The sequence below is a fragment of the Chitinophagales bacterium genome, assembly GCA_016787225.1.
GTDB lineage: Bacteria > Bacteroidota > Bacteroidia > Chitinophagales > JADJOU01 > CHPMRC01.
In genome coordinates this window covers 68,133-85,788 of record JAEUUY010000026.1, presented here as the reverse complement: position 1 = coordinate 85,788, position 17,656 = coordinate 68,133, and the positions used below count along the sequence as shown (strand labels likewise).

The 17,656-nt window shown below is 34.1% G+C and carries 15 protein-coding genes; 12 read left to right on the top strand and 3 right to left on the bottom strand.

Annotated features, from left to right (window positions below):
• Positions 1-5: 5 nt before the first annotated feature.
• From JNL75_09760 to kynU, 3 genes are read right to left on the bottom strand one after another with little or no spacing between them, the layout of a single operon-like run.
• On the bottom strand, positions 6-734 hold the full coding sequence (locus tag JNL75_09760) for a response regulator transcription factor (GenBank protein MBL7790098.1): 729 nt from the start codon (positions 732-734) through the stop codon (positions 6-8).
• A 32-nt stretch (positions 735-766) separates the two neighbouring features.
• Entirely contained in the window at positions 767-3,607 is a 2,841-nt protein-coding gene (locus JNL75_09755; GenBank protein ID MBL7790097.1) for a histidine kinase, read from the bottom strand.
• 12 nt (positions 3,608-3,619) lie between these two features.
• Positions 3,620-4,879 carry a kynureninase gene (gene kynU, locus JNL75_09750; protein ID MBL7790096.1) on the bottom strand — a complete coding sequence of 420 codons (1,260 nt, stop codon included), beginning with the start codon at positions 4,877-4,879 and terminating at the stop codon, positions 3,620-3,622.
• A gap of 76 nt (positions 4,880-4,955) precedes the next feature.
• On the opposite strand from kynU, the gene lepA reads away from it, so the two are divergent.
• The 12 genes from lepA (at position 4,956) to JNL75_09690 (ending at position 17,654) form a co-directional block, all read left to right on the top strand.
• The gene (gene lepA, locus JNL75_09745) at positions 4,956-6,752 is read left to right on the top strand and encodes an elongation factor 4 (GenBank protein ID MBL7790095.1); all 1,797 of its coding nucleotides are present in this window, start codon (positions 4,956-4,958) and stop codon (positions 6,750-6,752) included.
• 45 nt (positions 6,753-6,797) lie between these two features.
• A complete protein-coding gene (gene frr / locus JNL75_09740; protein MBL7790094.1) occupies positions 6,798-7,358 on the top strand; it encodes a ribosome recycling factor in 561 nt (186 codons plus the stop codon).
• Positions 7,359-7,455: 97 nt separating this feature from the next.
• Positions 7,456-8,046 (top strand): OmpH family outer membrane protein, encoded by a 591-nt coding sequence (locus tag JNL75_09735; GenBank protein ID MBL7790093.1) that lies wholly within the window; start codon positions 7,456-7,458, stop codon positions 8,044-8,046.
• Between the two features lie 218 nt (positions 8,047-8,264).
• Positions 8,265-9,026: a hypothetical protein gene (locus JNL75_09730; GenBank protein ID MBL7790092.1), complete on the top strand. Its 762-nt coding sequence runs from the start codon at positions 8,265-8,267 to the stop codon at positions 9,024-9,026.
• 8 nt (positions 9,027-9,034) lie between these two features.
• Positions 9,035-9,688: a CoA transferase subunit B gene (locus JNL75_09725; GenBank protein ID MBL7790091.1), complete on the top strand. Its 654-nt coding sequence runs from the start codon at positions 9,035-9,037 to the stop codon at positions 9,686-9,688.
• Between the two features lie 7 nt (positions 9,689-9,695).
• A complete protein-coding gene (locus tag JNL75_09720; protein MBL7790090.1) occupies positions 9,696-10,649 on the top strand; it encodes a GDP-mannose 4,6-dehydratase in 954 nt (317 codons plus the stop codon).
• The gene (locus tag JNL75_09715; protein ID MBL7790089.1) at positions 10,631-12,238 is read left to right on the top strand and encodes a hypothetical protein; all 1,608 of its coding nucleotides are present in this window, start codon (positions 10,631-10,633) and stop codon (positions 12,236-12,238) included. The genes JNL75_09720 and JNL75_09715 overlap by 19 nt, the downstream gene beginning before the upstream one ends.
• Positions 12,239-12,244: 6 nt before the next feature.
• Positions 12,245-13,054, top strand: coding sequence for a methyltransferase domain-containing protein (locus JNL75_09710; protein MBL7790088.1), 810 nt, complete (start codon positions 12,245-12,247; stop codon positions 13,052-13,054).
• Between the two features lie 9 nt (positions 13,055-13,063).
• Positions 13,064-14,008, top strand: a complete 945-nt coding sequence (locus JNL75_09705; protein MBL7790087.1) for a glycosyltransferase family 2 protein — start codon at positions 13,064-13,066, stop codon at positions 14,006-14,008.
• The gene (locus JNL75_09700) at positions 14,008-14,745 is read left to right on the top strand and encodes a methyltransferase domain-containing protein (protein ID MBL7790086.1); all 738 of its coding nucleotides are present in this window, start codon (positions 14,008-14,010) and stop codon (positions 14,743-14,745) included. Before JNL75_09705 ends, JNL75_09700 begins: the two co-directional genes overlap by 1 nt.
• Positions 14,745-16,604: an asparagine synthase (glutamine-hydrolyzing) gene (asnB, locus tag JNL75_09695; protein MBL7790085.1), complete on the top strand. Its 1,860-nt coding sequence runs from the start codon at positions 14,745-14,747 to the stop codon at positions 16,602-16,604. The genes JNL75_09700 and asnB overlap by 1 nt, the downstream gene beginning before the upstream one ends.
• An 81-nt stretch (positions 16,605-16,685) precedes the next feature.
• Positions 16,686-17,654, top strand: coding sequence for a T9SS type A sorting domain-containing protein (locus JNL75_09690; protein ID MBL7790084.1), 969 nt, complete (start codon positions 16,686-16,688; stop codon positions 17,652-17,654).
• The last annotated feature ends 2 nt before the right edge of the window (positions 17,655-17,656 follow it).

Here is a 17,656-nt window from a genome sequence, read left to right as displayed (position 1 = left end):
AATAACTAAAATATCTTGAAAAAATCTTCCCTTCTCCTTCTAGCTAATGGAATTATTACCTTGTTTTTTAATACAAGCTCTCCACCTTCAGTTTTACTGACTGAAGCTATTTGTTTTAAATTAACTAAATATGATTTATGGGATCTAAAAAATCCTTTACTCGACAACAATTCCTCGTATTCGCTGAGGTTTTTTTGACTACAAATAACCTTCTGACCATTTATCAAATAAATTGTACTATATACATTGTCGGATTCTAGATACAGAATATCACCTAAGTCTATTAGCATTGAATCTTTCAATGTATTGACAACAATTCGCTCTAGAGATTGAGGGTTAAGTTGCTGAACGTATTTAGAAGTTATATCTGAATGTGTTCGTAACTTATTTTTAGCTTTTTCGATAGCCGATTTGAGCTCTCCAACCTTTATCGGTTTTAAAATATAATACAAAGCTGAAAACTTAATAGCATCTATTGCATAATAATCGTATGCCGTCACAAATATAATTTCGAATGGAATCTTTTCAAATTTCTTCAATAAATCAAAACCAGTGTAAGGTGGCATATCGATATCTAAAAATACAACATCAGGTTTATGCAGTAAAATGGCTTGATATGCCGCATCAATATCGTCTGCTTCACCTAAAACATTAACCTCTGGACAATAGTTGGCAAGAAAATTTTTTAATATTCTCCTGCTTCTCTCTTCATCATCTATAACGAGTGCATTCATTTTTGTTTGATAATTTACTTAAGTTGATTTGGTTATATAGGTAGTTTCAAAATCGCCTTTGTGCCATTTTCAGAATAGGAAATAGTGTAGTCACCTTTATTCCCATTCTTCTCATAGATTAATAATCGCTCTTGTATGACATTAATTGCCGTGGAGGTATGATTTTTTACCTTGGAGCTAGAGCTTTTTCCCGCACCATTATCTATAACCTCTATATTTAGAAAGGTTTCATCTTCATTCAATGAAAATTGTATCGTTATCAAGCCTCTTCGTTCTTTGAGATTTGATACCCCATGTTTAATAGCATTTTCTACTATAGGTTGCACCATCATAGTTGGGAGATAAATGTCATTGAGATCTTCTTCCGGTACATTTATATCTAATTTATAATCAAAGGTTTGGCTATGCCTAATCTGCTCTAGTTCTATGTATCGTTTTAGAAAAGTAGTTTCTTGGCTCAATGAAATAGATTCATTTCTGGAGTTCTGAAGCATGGTGCGCATGAGATGACTAAAGTCGGAGATAAAATCTAAGGCATCGACATTTTGTTCTGTTAAAATAAGGTCCTGAATAGTACTCATAGAGTTAAACACAAAGTGAGGATTCATCTGGTGCTGAAGTCCTTGTAGTTTATATTTATTCAGCTCGCCTACGAGTTTGAGCTGTTCTTCTCTATTTTTATTTCTATACCACATCAACCCTCCTAGAATAACCAATGCGCCGAGTAAAATCAATGAATAAAACCACCAAGTCTTATAATAAGGAGGAGAAATCTCAAAACGCAAGGTGCGATATTCACTATGGATATAGGGGTAATCTCTATCATAAGCATAAATCTGCAATGTATAATTACCTGAAGCGAGAGAAAATAATTGGAGTATAGAGTTTTCAATTTTACCTTCGGAAGTGTCACCATCTTTGATAAGGCGATAGCGGATATCTAGGCGCTCTCTCCGCTGATAGTAGATAGCAGAATAGTCGATTTTCAAGTTATTTTGACTATGATTTAGATGATAAAAAGTATCCAATTTCCATAGACTATCGTTTATAAATATCTTATTAAAATGCACCGGTATTTTGATACTATCGGGTCTATAATTTTTATCGGAAATCAAATCCAAGCCTTTGGCACTGGCAACCCAGAGAGAGTCTCCGTCTATTAGAATATCTTTGATTTCATTAGAGGTCAATCCATCCTCTTTGAAAAACTTATTGATGACATTAAATTTCAATTGTCCATTATGAATATGATAGCCTATATGATTAACCCCATTTCTTGTGGCTACAAAGAAACTATGGTTTTGTGTATCCAGTTTGAGGGTGACACACTCATTAGAGCTGAGGAAGTTTTTATCATCTATATGATATTTGTTATCGTTTTTGTCGATGATATATACGCCATCATTGGTTGTAAAGAATATATTTCCTCGTTGATCTTCCTTAATTTCAGAGCAAAATATATCCAAGTCCTTATTGAGTTTAATTTCTTTTTCGCCTTCCACTTTTGGTAGAAATGTATTGGTTACATAGAGCTTATTCACCGTTCCTATCCACAGTCGATCTCGACTATCTATAAATGAGGTATAAGCATACAAATCCGAAATCTTAGTGGCTTTTTGTTTGAGGTTTTGGATATAAAGTCCTCCACTACTATTGTTAATGGTGTATAGTTTGTGTTTTGTTGAGTAGGAGAAGCCTTTACAATAGAACTGAAAATTTTTTGAAATAGACTCTTTAGTTTTTAAGTTTATTATATTTCTATAGGAACAAGCTATAGGTTGGCTATTTTTACCATAATCAAGACTGTATAGTTTGCCTTCCGTTTTAAGTTGGGTAGTTTTACTTTTGTTTATTTCTTTAATTACTCCATTATTGAAAAGAAGATGTAGCTTATTGTTTAAAAAGAATAGTTTAGAAATAGATTGATATTTATCAATTGAGGATTTAAAGTTTTGAATATTTAAATTGCTTAACCATAAGGTATTATCTTGTGAGATTATAAATAACTTCTTATTTATAATCTTTGAATGATTTAGGGCATATACAAAATTTAATTTTTTATGACTTTTAGTTTGAAGATTAGTTTTATTGATAAAAACCAAATCTGTTGAGAACTTATGAAATAATCTAAGATTTGACTTGAAATTACATAAGAAATTTGGTGGAGTGTTACTATTTAAAAATTGTAGAAGAGAATCAATAAATGTATAACTACATTTTTTTTTCTTAAGGTCAATAAAATTAATTTTTGAGTTTTCAATAAAATACAAAGTATTTTTGAGAATGAATTCATTATTATCAGACTTTATATATGTATTGAAATTTTCAAGTGAAGTAATTATACTAAAAAAATAGTCATTATAAAATAGTATTTCTGGTGTACTATTCGAGGGAACTTTAATCTCGGTCTGTTTATTTTTTAAATTTGAAACATTAAACAGCTGTGGTAAATTTGAAGGAAAATTGTAATAATATATCTCCCCCTTATGCTCGCAGAGCTTCCCCCCTTTGATAATGCTTATTTTCTCTAAGCGTTTATCATTTTTCCTGTTAAAAATAGTATCATTTTGTAAATAGCAGAGTTCATTGCTAAAGGTAGAAAACCAGATTCTCCCTTTACTATCTTCGTAGATAACGAGGACTTCATTATTCGGTAAGCCGTCTTTGATAGTATAGGTCAGGAAGTTTTTACTATCCCATCGACAGACCCCATTTTCTGTGCCGAACCAGATATAGCCTTTGGAGTCCTCATAGACATAATGCACTTTATTGCTAGGTAGTCCATTGTCTGCATTCAATATTCTATGGTATAGTTCCTGACCTTGACACAAGGAGAAGCTAAAAAGGATAAGGAAAGAAAATAAAATTCTCAAATGGCGAGGAGATTATAAATTGTAAAACTGTTTAATACGATCTGCTAACACCCAACAATCTTCAAATCGATTATAAAGAGGAACAGGGGCTACGCGAATCACATCTGGTTCCCTCCAGTCAGCTATAATGCCATTCTCTTGCAGATATTTAAAAAGTTCCTTAGGCTTGTCTAGGGCTATTAAAGAAAGTTGACAGCCACGTTCCGCACGGTTACTAGGCGTGATAATTTTTATTTGTGGGATGTTTTGAAGTAATTTTTCCAAATATTCAGTCAACTTTTCACTTTTGGCTCTAAGGTTTTCTATACCTGCTTGTTCAAATATTTCCAGGGAGGCTAAGTGTGCCGCCATGGAGAATATCTGTGCATTCGATTGCTGCCAGCCAGATGCCCCTTTAGCTGGAATATATTCCGATTTCATAAGGAATCTATCTTTCTCATCATTGCCCCACCATCCTGCGAATCGAGGTAGGTCTGGATTATCCCCATGCCGTTCATGCACAAAGATAGAAGCGACACCTCCTGGACCAGAGTTTAGATACTTATAGCTACACCAGCAGGCAAAGTCCACATTCCATTCATGGAGTTTCAGTACGATATTTCCAGCAGCATGAGCCAAGTCATAGCCTGCGATAGCCCCTACTTCATGCGCTTTATTAGTAATGGATTCTATATCGAAATATTGACCTGTATAATAATTGACACCACCCAGCATGACGAGGGCGAGTTCATTTTTATTTTTTTCAATCACATCTAATATATCTGATGTTTGTATGGCATATTCCCCTTCCCTAGGATGTAAAAGTATAATATCTTCTGTTGGATTTAGTCCGTGAAATCGCACCTGCTGCTGCACAGCATAATGGTCCGATGGAAATGCCGCAGCTTCCATCAAGATTTTGGTTCTCTTGCCATGAGGTCTATAAAAGGAAACCATGAGCAAATTGAGATTGACCGAAAGTGTATTCATAACGGCTACTTCCTCTGTTTTAGCTCCCACGATGTTGGCTGCTTTATCTGTGAGGAAATGATGATACCCAAACCAGTTTCTTTTGCTATGAAAATGACCTTCTACGCCATATTTACCCCAATCTTCTAGCTCTTCGAGGATATATTCTTTAGCTTTTTTTGGTTGTAGTCCTAGAGAGTTACCAGTGAAATAGTAGACATCATGACCATGATGCTGTGGGAAAATAAATTGCTCTCTATACGAGCTAAGGGTGTCATTTGAGTCTAGTGACTTCGCAAATTCCAAGGTGTTGTTAAAACTCATTCTAAATGTATCAAAATCCAAAGTTAAGAATTTTCCTGATTACTATGCGTATAAAGTCCTATTTTTGCACTCCCTTATGAAACCCATACGCAATTTCTGTATTATAGCCCATATAGACCATGGTAAATCTACTTTGGCAGACAGGCTATTAGAGTTTACCAATACGATTACAGAACGCGAAAGAGAAGACCAGCTTCTCGATGATATGGATTTAGAAAAGGAGCGTGGGATTACCATTAAAAGTCATGCGATTCAAATGGATTACCGGTATGACGGTCAAGATTATAAATTGAATCTCATCGATACCCCGGGACACGTAGATTTTTCCTATGAGGTATCTCGTTCCATTGCCAGCTGTGAAGGCGCACTGCTCCTTGTAGACGCTACACAGGGCATTCAGGCTCAGACGATTTCCAATCTATATTTAGCTCTGGAAAATGATTTAGAAATCATACCAGTAGTCAATAAAATAGATATGGATGGAGCTATGATAGAAGAAGTCAAAGACCAAATTGTGGATTTAATTGGCTGCGAAAGAGAGGTTATTTTAGAAGCTAGCGGTCGCAGTGGGATCGGAATAGAGGGAATTCTGAAAGCTGTGATAGAAAGAGTCCCAGCTCCACAATATAATCAAGGAGCCAAACTTCAAGCTATGATTTTTGATTCTGTATTTAATCCGTTTCGAGGAGTTATAGCATATTTTCGTATTTTTAATGGAACGCTTAAAAAAAATGATAAGGTTCGATTTATAGCTACTGGTAAAGACTATAATGCAGATGAAATAGGTATCTTGAGATTAAAGCCCCAGCCAATGAATGAGGTGGGTTCAGGGGATGTAGGCTATATCATTACAGGTATCAAACAAGCTAAAGAAATAAAGGTAGGAGATACTATTACCTTAGCTAGCGATCCAGCGACAGAAGGAGTTAAAGGCTTTGAGGATGTCAAACCTATGGTTTTCGCAGGGATTTACCCTATAGATTCTGACGATTTTGAAGACTTAAGAGATAGTCTGGAAAAATTGCAACTCAATGATGCTTCCTTGGTCTATGAACCAGAGACTTCTATAGCTCTTGGATTCGGTTTTCGATGTGGATTTCTAGGCTTACTCCATTTGGAAATAGTTAGTGAGCGTTTGGAGCGAGAGTTTGATCAAAACATTATCGTAACGGTGCCTCAGGTAAGCTATAATTGCTATACCAACAAAGAAAAGGAAAAGCCGATTTATCTTCATAATCCGGCAGAATTACCGGATGTTACCACATTGGATAGAATAGAAGAACCATGGATAAAGGCTCAAATAATCACTAAGCCAGAATACATCGGTAGCTTGATGAATCTCTGTATGGAGAAACGTGGCATATTGAAGAATCAGCATTATCTAACGACGACGAGGGTAGAATTACAGTTTGAAATGCCTCTGGCTGAGATTGTATTTGATTTTTATGATAAATTAAAGTCCATTTCCAAAGGGTATGCTTCCTTTGACTACCACATGATTGGTTTTAGAGAAGGGGATTTAGTCAAATTAGATATAAAATTAAATGGAGAGAATGTAGATGCATTTTCCAGCATGATACACAGAGATAAAGCCTATAGTTTCGGGAGTAGACTATGTGAAAAATTAAAGGAATTGATCCCTAAACAACAGTTTGTCATAGCTATTCAAGCCGCAATAGGAATGAAGATTATTGCCAGAGAGACTATTTCTGCTATGCGAAAAGATGTGACCGCCAAATGCTATGGCGGGGATATTTCTAGGAAGCGAAAACTTCTAGAGAAGCAGAAAAAAGGAAAGAAAAAGATGCGACAATTTGGAAAAGTAGAGGTGCCTCAAGAGGCATTTCTAGCCGTGTTGAAATTGAATGATTAATCCAAATTAGATAATACATAATTTTGAATTTAAATAATAAAAAATATGGCTGATATCAACAGTATTATTGACGATGCGAAGTCTAAGTTCATAAGAGCTGTCGAACATTTAGATGAAGAAATGATGAAGATAAGAGCAGGCAAGGCTAGTCCGGCTATGTTAAATGGTATCATGGTAGATGCCTATGGATCTATGACTCCACTTTCAGGTGTGTGCAGTATTACAACTCCCGATGCAAGAATGCTAGTATTACAGCCATGGGATAAGGGGCAGATTCAAGCCATAGTAAAAGCTATCATGCAAGCTAATATAGGGCTAAATCCGCAAGATGATGGTCAGGTCATACGGATAGCTGTACCACCACTAACGGAAGAACGAAGAAAAGACCTCGTAAAACAAGCTAAGGCCGAAGCTGAGAAGTCAAAAGTGGTTATTCGAAATATACGAAGAGACCATAATGAAAGCATCAAAAAGTTAAAAGCCGAAGGTGTCTCTGAAGATATGATGAAAAGTGGAGAAGACAAAATACAAAAATTTACGGACGAGTATATAGCCAAGGTAGATAAGGTTCTAGAGATCAAGGAGAAGGAAATAATGACAGTATAAATTAAAAAATTTACTGTGAAAAATAATAGAGAATTAACACTGACAGCTAATAACCGTATAAATTAAAAATAATGTTAATTAAAAAATAAAGCATAAAATGAACAATTCAAAAATAACAAACATCATACTAGGCATTATAGGATTGGCAGTAGCGATTTTATATTTCTTACATTTTAAATCTAGTTCTCCTTCTGTAAATTTAAACCCAAGCGCAAAAAATATAGCTGTAGCAGCTGGAAGCAGAATTGCATTTGTCAATATCGATACCTTTTTTAGCAAATATGATGAATATAAGAAATTTAAAACTGAAATAGAAGCTAGTCAAAAATCATCAAAAAAACAATTGGAGTCTAAAGCTGCAGCTCTGCAAAATGAGTATGGTAAAATCATGCAACAGGCTCAAAGTGGTCAAATCAGTCAGCAACAAGCTCAGTCACAAATGGGAGCATTGCAGTCGAGAATGGGAGCATTACAAACCGAGGAACAAAATATGGCCAAGAATTTAGCTGATCGAATGGATAAGGCGACAAAAGATTTATATAAAAAGGTTGAAGAGTATTTTTCTGAAAATAAGTTAAAATACAATTGCGATATCGTAATGGGCTATCAAACAAATGGTATGATTCTTTATTCAGATAAAACTATGGATATCACCAATCAACTTGTAGAGGATCTTAATAAGAAATAGTCTTATTATTTATTTAAGGTATGTTTAAATTATTCGAAACTAAATCAATAATTGCATACCTCATTTTTATTCTGATAATAATTCTTCTCGGAAGTAAATTATATTATTCAGAGGTCATTCCTTTAGCAAATACAAAATCGATTTTACTTGGATCGCTTTTGAATATAAACACATGGAATACCCTGACTTTGAAGCTTATTGTATTCATAATGATTTCATTGAATTTTATATTATTTTCTGCCATTTGCAGATACTTTAGCTATCACTCAAAAGGAGGATTAGTTTTCTTATTCATACTTGGTGTTCATACAATTTTAACTCTGACGTTTCCAGTGAATCTGGAACATATATTTGTTGGCTTTTTGTTTTTGGTTTTATCTCAGATATTAAGTCAAATAGATCAGAGGAGAGAAACTGTGAACGTATTTTTTAATTTAGGGTTTGTTTTTTCTTGGTCTTTTTTTGCTTCTTCAAGTATGCTTTTCTTTCTACCACCTTTATTATTTTCTTTAATGATTTTTGGAAAAAATGGGGCCAGAGACTTGTGGGCTTTGCTTATTGGCATTGGCGCTGCTTTTGCCATCCTAGTTAGTCTTATTTTAGTCTTTAGTTCCAATGACCTTTGGTTAAATATGTTTTCATCAGTTCAGGTTTTACATTATAAATTGCCTTATAGATGGGAATGGTTGTTTTTTGTCATAGCAGTTCTTTCTGCGCTTGCAGCTTTTCCTCATATAAATTTATTTACAATAAATACACGGAAATTTTACATTTATCTTTTCATTAGCTTTCTTTCTATCGTTTTATTTTTCTTAATTTTTAGCGATAATGGATTAAAGAATTACTATCTCATAATGATTATTGCTAGTTTTTATTTCACTCCTTTTCTTTTTAAAATGAAAAGCGTTCGATTTAAAAGTTTATTAGTTTTTTTAGGGCTATTAATCGCAATTTTAGCTACATTTGTGCAGTTTAAATAGATTCTTATATGTTATCCAAAGAACAGATAGCCCAACGTATAGCTCAGGAGTTAAAAGATGGAATGTATGTGAATCTGGGAATCGGTATACCAACATTGGTAGCAAATTATATACCTAAGGATATAGAAGTAGTACTTCAAAGTGAAAATGGTCTTCTAGGTATGGGACCCTTCCCACTAGAAGGTGAAGAAGATGCGGATTTAATCAATGCTGGTAAGCAAACCATTACTACTCTACCTGGTTCTTCTATCTTCGACAGTGCAGCTAGTTTTGGAATGATTCGAGCCCAAAAGGTTGATTTGACCGTGCTTGGAGCTATGGAAGTTTCGGAAAATGGTGATATAGCCAATTGGAAAATACCGGGAAAAATGGTTAAGGGTATGGGAGGCGCTATGGATTTGGTAGCTAGTGCAAAAAACATCATAGTGGCCATGCAACACTGCAGCAAGGATGGCAAATCCAAATTGTTAAAAAATTGTTCGCTGCCACTGACAGGAATAAAGTGTGTGACAAAAATTGTATCTGATTTGGCAGTGTTAGATATAAAGAATGGAAGTTTTATCTTACTCGAAAGAGCTCCTGGAGTGAGCGTAGATTATATAAAGGAAATGACAGAGGGGAATTTGGTAGTGGCGGGAGAAATTAAAGAGATAACGTTTTAGAATTGCGGTGCGTTCGATATTAGTCACTGGCTGTGCAGGATTTATTGGTTCTCATTTGACTGAGTTTTTACTTAAAAAATATCCAGAAGATACTATTTTTGGGGTAGATAATTTTGATGATTTTTATTCAAAAGATTTAAAAGAAAAAAATTTATTAAAGTCTATTTCTCATTCTAATTTTAAATTTTATGAGCTTGACTTGAGAGATACAAGTTCGTATTCAAAACTGCCGAATTGCGAAGTAATTGTTCATTTGGCCGCTAAAGCTGGAGTTAGACCTTCGATACAGAACCCATTGGCTTATATAGATTATAATATTACAGCTACACAGCAACTACTAGAATGGATGAAGGATAATCAAATGTCAAAACTTGTTTTTGCCTCTTCTTCCTCCATTTATGGAAATAACAAAAAAGTTCCATTTTCTGAGACCGATAATGTTGATCACCCTATTTCGCCGTATGCATTTACAAAAAAGGCATGTGAACTCCTAACGCATACCTATTACCATCTTTATGGTTTCTCTGTAATTAATTTGAGATTTTTTACAGTTTTTGGTCCTCGTCAGCGTCCTGACTTAGCTATCAATAAATTTGTAAGCTCCATAATGGCGAATGAAGAAATCGAAATGTATGGCGATGGGAGCACTGCTAGAGATTATACCTACATAGCTGATATTGTAGAAGGAATTTCTAACGCAATAGATTATGTGCAAAATCATAATTGCTATGAAACAATCAATTTAGGGAATAGTAATCCGATTAGGTTAACTACCCTTATAGAGACTATTGAAATGGAACTGAAGAAGAAGGCAAAAATTCTTGCTAGGCCAATGCAAGAAGGCGATGTAGATATCACATTTGCGGATATAGATAGGGCAAAGAACCTCTTGAGCTATCAACCTAAAATTTCTATAAAAGAAGGAATACGGCAATTTATTGAATGGAAGAAAGTAAATTAGTTTCCTTTGCACATAAGATAGATGTAAAAACTGTGTTTTATATATCCATAGTAATTCATACTTTTTTAGAATTACTTTTTCCAAGTATGTATGGAGATCAATTTATGCAAATTAACTCCTTTTTTAATTGGATAGATGGTCATGGTCTCAGTCTAAATTATGTAACCCCAGACGATATCTCAAAAGTGAAATATGAAAGTCTTAACCTTTGGCCATTTGGTTTTGTGTGGGGGATATATCCGTTATATTTAGTGACAAAATCGGTTGTTATCTCTGTTATGTTTTGGAATATTCTAGCCATATTATTGTTTTTCTATGCGGTCAAGGGTATTCTAGAACTGCTGCCTGAATATTTTTCGCATACAAAGATGAAGGTTGTATATTTTTTTCTTGCTATTTGTATTATGCCTTCACGATACATGGGTAGTACTGACCTTTGGTGTCTGAGTCTTTTATTTCTTTGTTTGTGGCAGTTTTTGGATATAGTTCTCAGGACTACTGAATATAAGTCTGCAGTTCATAAAACTATTCTGATATCTATAGCTATGTCAGTGATAGTGACCTTGAGATATTCCTATTGGCTCTATGTCGTTCTATTTCCAGGACTATTTATTATTTATGGATTTTTGAAAAATAGAAGAAATTTTCATTTTGGACTTTTCTCTCTCCTGATTATAGGCATACTGTCAGGAATGTATATTCTCTCTCACTATCATTATTTTGGGCAAATTTTCCCAACCAGTCTTCCACCAAAGGATACACTACAGTGGTCTGCGCTCCTGAGATATAATCCCATCTTTTTCAACTCTCTCTTTCGAGATAGTATTGTGAGAAATTTTGTTTGGAAATTTATCCCTGGCCATACTGGAGCTCTTGTATTTCAGATTTCAGCCCATATTTTTGGATTAATAATAGTTTATTATCTTTTGAAATGGCTTAAGACAGTAATGTCAAATTTCAAATTCTCTGACTTTCTCTCCACCAATGTCGGTGTTTTCTTACTATCCACTATTGCCATTATTTTTTTTAATAATGTTACTTTTATATACTCAGCACTTAAGTTTGGCATTTTAAATGTAATGCCGGATTTATTTCCTTTTAAATATTCAGCTGTAGCTGAAGTAAGATATTTTGCACCTTCTATTATCTTGATATTTTTATTAGTTTGTTTATCAATTCAATTTAATTTCATTAAAGTAAGCATAGCTTCAGCCGTAGTCTTTGCAATTATTGTAAATTGCATATTACTCAATTCGCGTTTTATCTCAGAGCGATTTGGTGTCTTAAAGCACTTACATTATTCTGAGTCTACAGAACAATTTCTATCAATTCTTCAATCCAAAGGAGATATAGTATTTTTACCCAATGAATGCTCTGACTTACAAGACAATTACATGTCATATATTTCAAAAGTTCCAATTCTAAAGTCTGATTCATCTAAAATGAACACGAGTATAGCCAGATCTATTCTTACTTATAGATTCCAGGCAGATACTGTCTATGGAAAATACCAGCCTAGAATAATAGCTCACGGCATAAAGCCCAATATCGATCTCATTGAATTTACCATTCATCCCCAAAAAAAATAATAAACAATGTCTCAAGATACCATTACAGCCAAGGCTTTCGCCGACTCTTGGAATAATTTACCAGAAGGCTCAGTATATTCTGCAAATCAATTCATTGATTGGTTTGAACCTCTTACCAAATTAGATATCGAAGGTAAGTCCGTGCTAGAGCTCGGTTGCGGAAATGGAAGTTTATTAACCCATATGACCAATTGGAATCCTAGCAAACTGCACGGTGTAGATTTAGGAGATTCGGTCAAGTCTTGTAAGACCAATATGGAGCAAATGAATTTTTCTAATTATGAAGTCATTCAAGGCGATTTGACTACTTTTGAAGGCTCAGATTTATATGATATTACTTATTGTATTGGAGTATTGCACCATTTAAAGGAGCCTTATAATGGATTTCAGTCTGTATTGAATAATACTAAGTCTGGAGGAAAATTCCATTGCTGGGTATATGCCTATGAGGGTAATGCCGTTATTCGATATATCGTAGATCCTATACGCAAGATAGCTAGTCTTTTACCATGGTGGGCAAATAAATTTTTGATAGCAACCCCATTGTCTTTCATTTATTTTATTTATGCGCATATCATTATTGGCTTGCATTTAAAGTTCGCCCCACTATATGAATATAGCAAGTGGATTTGTCAGCGTGGTTATTTATTCTTTAGACATGTTGCATTTGATCAATTAGTAACCCCACAGACGGTTTATATAAAAAAATCGACTATTGAAGAATGGCTTTCTGATAAAGAAAAAATCGTGCAAGGTTCGACCTATATTATTTTCAGAAATGGAAATTCGTGGAAATTTGGAGGAATAAAAAAATAAAAAATATACATGAAGCACTCAATTAGTGTCATAGCACCAATATACAATGAGGAGAGATCGATACCACTTCTTATGGATTCATTGATTTCCATTTTATCTCCTTATACATATGAAATCATTGCGATTAATGATGGGTCTAAGGACAATTCATATGAAGTTTTAAGAGAATGGGCGAGGAACAATATCAATATAAAGATTATTAATTTTAAGAGAAATTCTGGACAGACTGCGGCTATCAATGCTGGAATACAGCATGCTAGTAACGAAATATTGATTTTTATAGATAGTGATCTAGAGAACGATCCCAAGGATATTACAAAACTTCTTGCAAAACTAGAAGAAGGATATGATGTGGTATCGGGTTGGAGGAAACAACGATGGAAGGGTGAATTTATTACCCGTAAGTTGCCATCAAAAATAGCCAATTATTTAATATCCTACGTCTCTGGGATTAAACTTCATGATTATGGGTGCACACTAAAGGCTTACCGAAAGGAAGTTATAGAAGATGTAATACTTTATGGTGAAATGCATAGGTTTATACCCGTGTATTGCAAGTGGCAAGGCGGTAAGGTAACAGAAGTAGAGGTTAATTATCAGCCTCGCCAGTTTGGCTCTTCAAATTATGGAATTACCAGAACGTTTCGAGTCGTGCTTGATTTAGTCTTAATAAAGTTTTTTGACAAGTATATGAATAAACCCATGCATTTTTTTGGCGGGGTTGGTTTGTTATCATTTTTGGGTTGCTTTTTGAGTTTTGGCTTGGCAGTTTTTTTTAAAATTACTCACCAAAAAGACTTTGTGCAAAGTCCTTTGCCTCTTATGGGGATGATGTTTTTTATACTAGGTGTTCTATTTGTTTTAATGGGTGTCATAGCTGAAATGCTTATGCGAACCTACTACGAGTCGCAGGGCAAAAAATCATATTCGATTAAAGAAAAAATAAACTTCTAGTGCAGACAAGTACAGAATTTAATGAAAATCAATTCAAGAGTATTTACGATGAAAGTATGCGTTTTCACTACTGGAATTTGTATAGAAATGATTATATCTTGAATTTTTTAAGAAAAAATAAAATTGATAATATTTTAGATATTGGTTGTGGTAGGGGTATCGTAAGTGATTATCTGTTTAAAAAAGGGCTTAAAATCCAAGGGGTCGAACTTGGGAATACAACGCCTTTATCCAAAAGTACAGTTCCTATTCAATATCAAACGAATGCTTTATCTCTAGATTCAAATTTGGATATTAAGTCAATTACTCTTTTTGATGTTATAGAGCATATTGAAAAACCCATAGAATTTCTGAATCAACTAATCTATCATTTTAATAATCTTGAGAGCATTGTTTTGACTGTTCCTTCTAGAATGGAAGTATGGAGTGTCTTTGATGATTTTAATGGGCATTTTAAGCGTTATCACCTATCTCAAGTGTTTTCTGATTTTAAAGAATGTAAGGCGAGCATTCAATTTTCTGATTATTTCTTTCAAAGTTTATATTGGTTAATGATTATAAATGTCAAATTGTTTGGCAATAAAAGAGAAGTGGATTATAGTAGAGATAAACCTATGACATTAATAGAAAAATATATTCACAAAGCCTTTAGTAAAATATTAAAGTTTACAGATTATTTATTTTTGAAGAGAAGTCCGGGATCTTCTATGATTGTTTATTTAAAAGTTAAAAAGTAATGTGCGGTATCGCTGGCTTTATTGGAAAAGGGGGTGAAGGTTTGGGTCATAAAATGATTCAAACTATCAGCTATCGAGGACCAGATTTTCAGAAGGTTTTTCTAAGAGATAATGTTTGCCTAACGCACGCTCGCTTAAGAATTTTGGATCTTAGCGAGGCTTCGAACCAACCAATGCTAAACGCAGATAATAGTATAGCATTGACATTTAATGGAGAAATTTATAATTATCAGGAGTTGAAGAATGAACTGCTCGCCCTCAATAAATATGAATTTAAAACAACATCTGATACGGAGGTTTTACTATATGCTTACCAAGAGTTCGGCGAAAAATTCTTAGATCAAATCAGTGGTATGTTTGTTTTTGCAATTTACGATTTTAGAAACAATAAATTGTTAATAGCTCGAGATAGGATGGGAAAGAAGCCCATCTATTATTGCCATTCTGGCTCGAGCTTTATTTTTGGCTCAGAAGTCAAAGCACTACTAGTTCACCCAGAGGTTTCTTCAGAGTTAAACTATGATGCCATCAATCAATACCTGACCTTTGACTATATTCCTACTCCGAATAGTCTCTACAAGAGTATTTCAAAACTAGCACCGGCGCATTATCTCATTCTCGATAATAATAAAATTGAGATTAAACCATTTTGGCAACCTGATTATAAAACCGATAGCAATATTGACTTCAGTGCAGCAAAATCTAAATTGGATGAATTGCTCAATCATGCTACTAAAATAAGATTGATGTCTGATGTGCCTCTTGGGGTCTTTCTCAGTGGTGGCTTAGATAGCTCTGCGGTAGCCTATTATGCTCAAAAAAATACGAATCAAAGAATTAAGACATATTCTATAGGATTTGAGGATAAGTCTTATGATGAAAAAGATTATGCTCAATTGGTATCAAAACACTTGGATACAGAACACTATGAAAGTATCTTAACTCCTAAAATGACTCTCGGTCTCATTGATGAGGTCTTTTCCAAATTAGATGAGCCATTTGCTGATGCTTCAATATTGCCTACCTATTATTTGTCAAAGTTTACCAGAGAGCATGTCACTGTAGCCTTAGGGGGCGACGGTAGTGATGAATTATTGGCTGGCTATCCAACCTTTATCTCGGAAGAGTTTCGCCATTTTATTCAATATTTACCAAATTTTCTGCCTCGACAAATTCTCAAAATCTCTTCTTTAATTTTGTCACCAAGTGATAATAATATAAGTTTAGATTTTAAGATAAAACAATTTTTGAGGGGCTTTGAGAGTCAAGTCAATCATATTCATCAGTTATGGCTTGGGGGGTTTACTCCATTTGAAAAAAAAGATATCCTAAGGCCGGAAATCTTCCAATCACTCACGGACAATGCCGGAATGAGAATAATAGATTCGCATTTCTCAAGTGCCAAAAACTATAATGCTGACGCCTGGCATAGTATCATTCATTATTATTGTCAGACCTATTTAGTGGATGATATCCTATTCAAGGTCGATAGAGCCAGCATGTATAATAGTCTGGAGGTGCGTGCACCATTTCTCGATCGAGCAGTTGTTGAGTTTTTAAATTCACTTCCAAAATCAATGAAGTATAAGAATCTGCAAGGAAAACATATTTTAAAAGAGGTAATGCGCGGTAAAATACCCTCAGCGATTATCGATAGGCCTAAAAAAGGATTTGGCATACCATTATCAAAATGGATACGTGAAGACCTGAAGAACGAAATAGAATCTGTAGTTTTAGCAAAAGACCATATATTTGAGCATCAAAAGTTAGAGAAGCTAGTGTGGGAACATCAATCGGGTAAAGCCAATCATAGAAAGTTGATTTGGAATTTATATTGTTTGAAGAAAATTTTAAAATAATTATTTGATTATTTAATTGATTTATATTACATTTGACAGGCTTTCGTCAATAAAATTTTACGTCTTGATTTTTCTGCATTTATGAAATGTAAATTTTTTTTATCTTTTTTTGTTTTATCTGCACTGGGAGCAGAGTCTCAATTGTCAAATGGTCTTATAGCAAAGTATTATTTTAATAATGCAAACGCAAATGATGATGGTGGGAAATATCATGGCAAAGTGAATGGCGCAGTTTTAACCTCAGATCGATTTGGCAACCCAAATAAAGCCTATCAATTTGGCATGAATCAGACTATAACTGTAAATGATAATGTTGCACTTGATGGATATAGCAGTGCATTCTCAATATCATTCTGGTTAAAATCCTCTGGAGGAACTAATACAAACAGCCTAATTTCTAAATTTTCATACTGTGGTGGAAATTCAGATGCGTTTAATATTTACATTTCAAATACAAATTCACTTGTTTCGCAATTCGGCGATGAAATGGGATTAGATGTTTATCAATTTGGGAAAAAAGTTGTAGCTGACAATAATTGGCACCATGTAGTTGTTATTTGGAATAAGCCAAATGTGAAATTTTATATTGACACAATAGTCGATTCCTTTTCTAGAAATGACCTTTTCAACTCTACAATGTCAAACTCAGATGAAGTACTTGCATTCGGACAACCGATAACAAATTATTGTCCATATACTTATAACTACAATGAAAAGCTCGACGACATCCGATTATACAATAGACCTCTAACTAGAAAGGAAGTAGATACTTTGTATAGTGAACCAAATCCAAATTCAATAACTAGCTCGGTTGATAGAGATGACCATAGTCATGATCCTATTTCAATTTTCCCAAATCCGACCAATGGAATAATAAATTTTTCAAGATTATATTCTCCTTCAGAGGCTACGATATATTCATTAGATGGCAGGAAAATAAAAAGTTTTATAAATAATGAAGTTATAAATATTGCTAATTTAGATAATGGCATCTATATTCTAAACTATGAAGACAAGAATTGGCGTGTCATTTTAGATAAAATAAGTTAATA

What these genes read in the sequence shown, in the direction of transcription:
- JNL75_09705 (MBL7790087.1), top strand. Translation starts at nt 13,064, where the DNA reads ATGAAGCACTCAATTAGTGTCATAGCACCAATATACAATGAGGAGAGA.
- JNL75_09760 (MBL7790098.1), bottom strand. Translation starts at nt 734, where the DNA reads ATGAATGCACTCGTTATAGATGATGAAGAGAGAAGCAGGAGAATATTA.
- kynU (MBL7790096.1), bottom strand. Translation starts at nt 4,879, where the DNA reads ATGAGTTTTAACAACACCTTGGAATTTGCGAAGTCACTAGACTCAAAT.
- lepA (MBL7790095.1), top strand. Translation starts at nt 4,956, where the DNA reads ATGAAACCCATACGCAATTTCTGTATTATAGCCCATATAGACCATGGT.
- JNL75_09725 (MBL7790091.1), top strand. Translation starts at nt 9,035, where the DNA reads ATGTTATCCAAAGAACAGATAGCCCAACGTATAGCTCAGGAGTTAAAA.
- frr (MBL7790094.1), top strand. Translation starts at nt 6,798, where the DNA reads ATGGCTGATATCAACAGTATTATTGACGATGCGAAGTCTAAGTTCATA.
- JNL75_09690 (MBL7790084.1), top strand. Translation starts at nt 16,686, where the DNA reads ATGAAATGTAAATTTTTTTTATCTTTTTTTGTTTTATCTGCACTGGGA.
- JNL75_09710 (MBL7790088.1), top strand. Translation starts at nt 12,245, where the DNA reads ATGTCTCAAGATACCATTACAGCCAAGGCTTTCGCCGACTCTTGGAAT.
- asnB (MBL7790085.1), top strand. Translation starts at nt 14,745, where the DNA reads ATGTGCGGTATCGCTGGCTTTATTGGAAAAGGGGGTGAAGGTTTGGGT.
- JNL75_09715 (MBL7790089.1), top strand. Translation starts at nt 10,631, where the DNA reads ATGGAAGAAAGTAAATTAGTTTCCTTTGCACATAAGATAGATGTAAAA.
- JNL75_09735 (MBL7790093.1), top strand. Translation starts at nt 7,456, where the DNA reads ATGAACAATTCAAAAATAACAAACATCATACTAGGCATTATAGGATTG.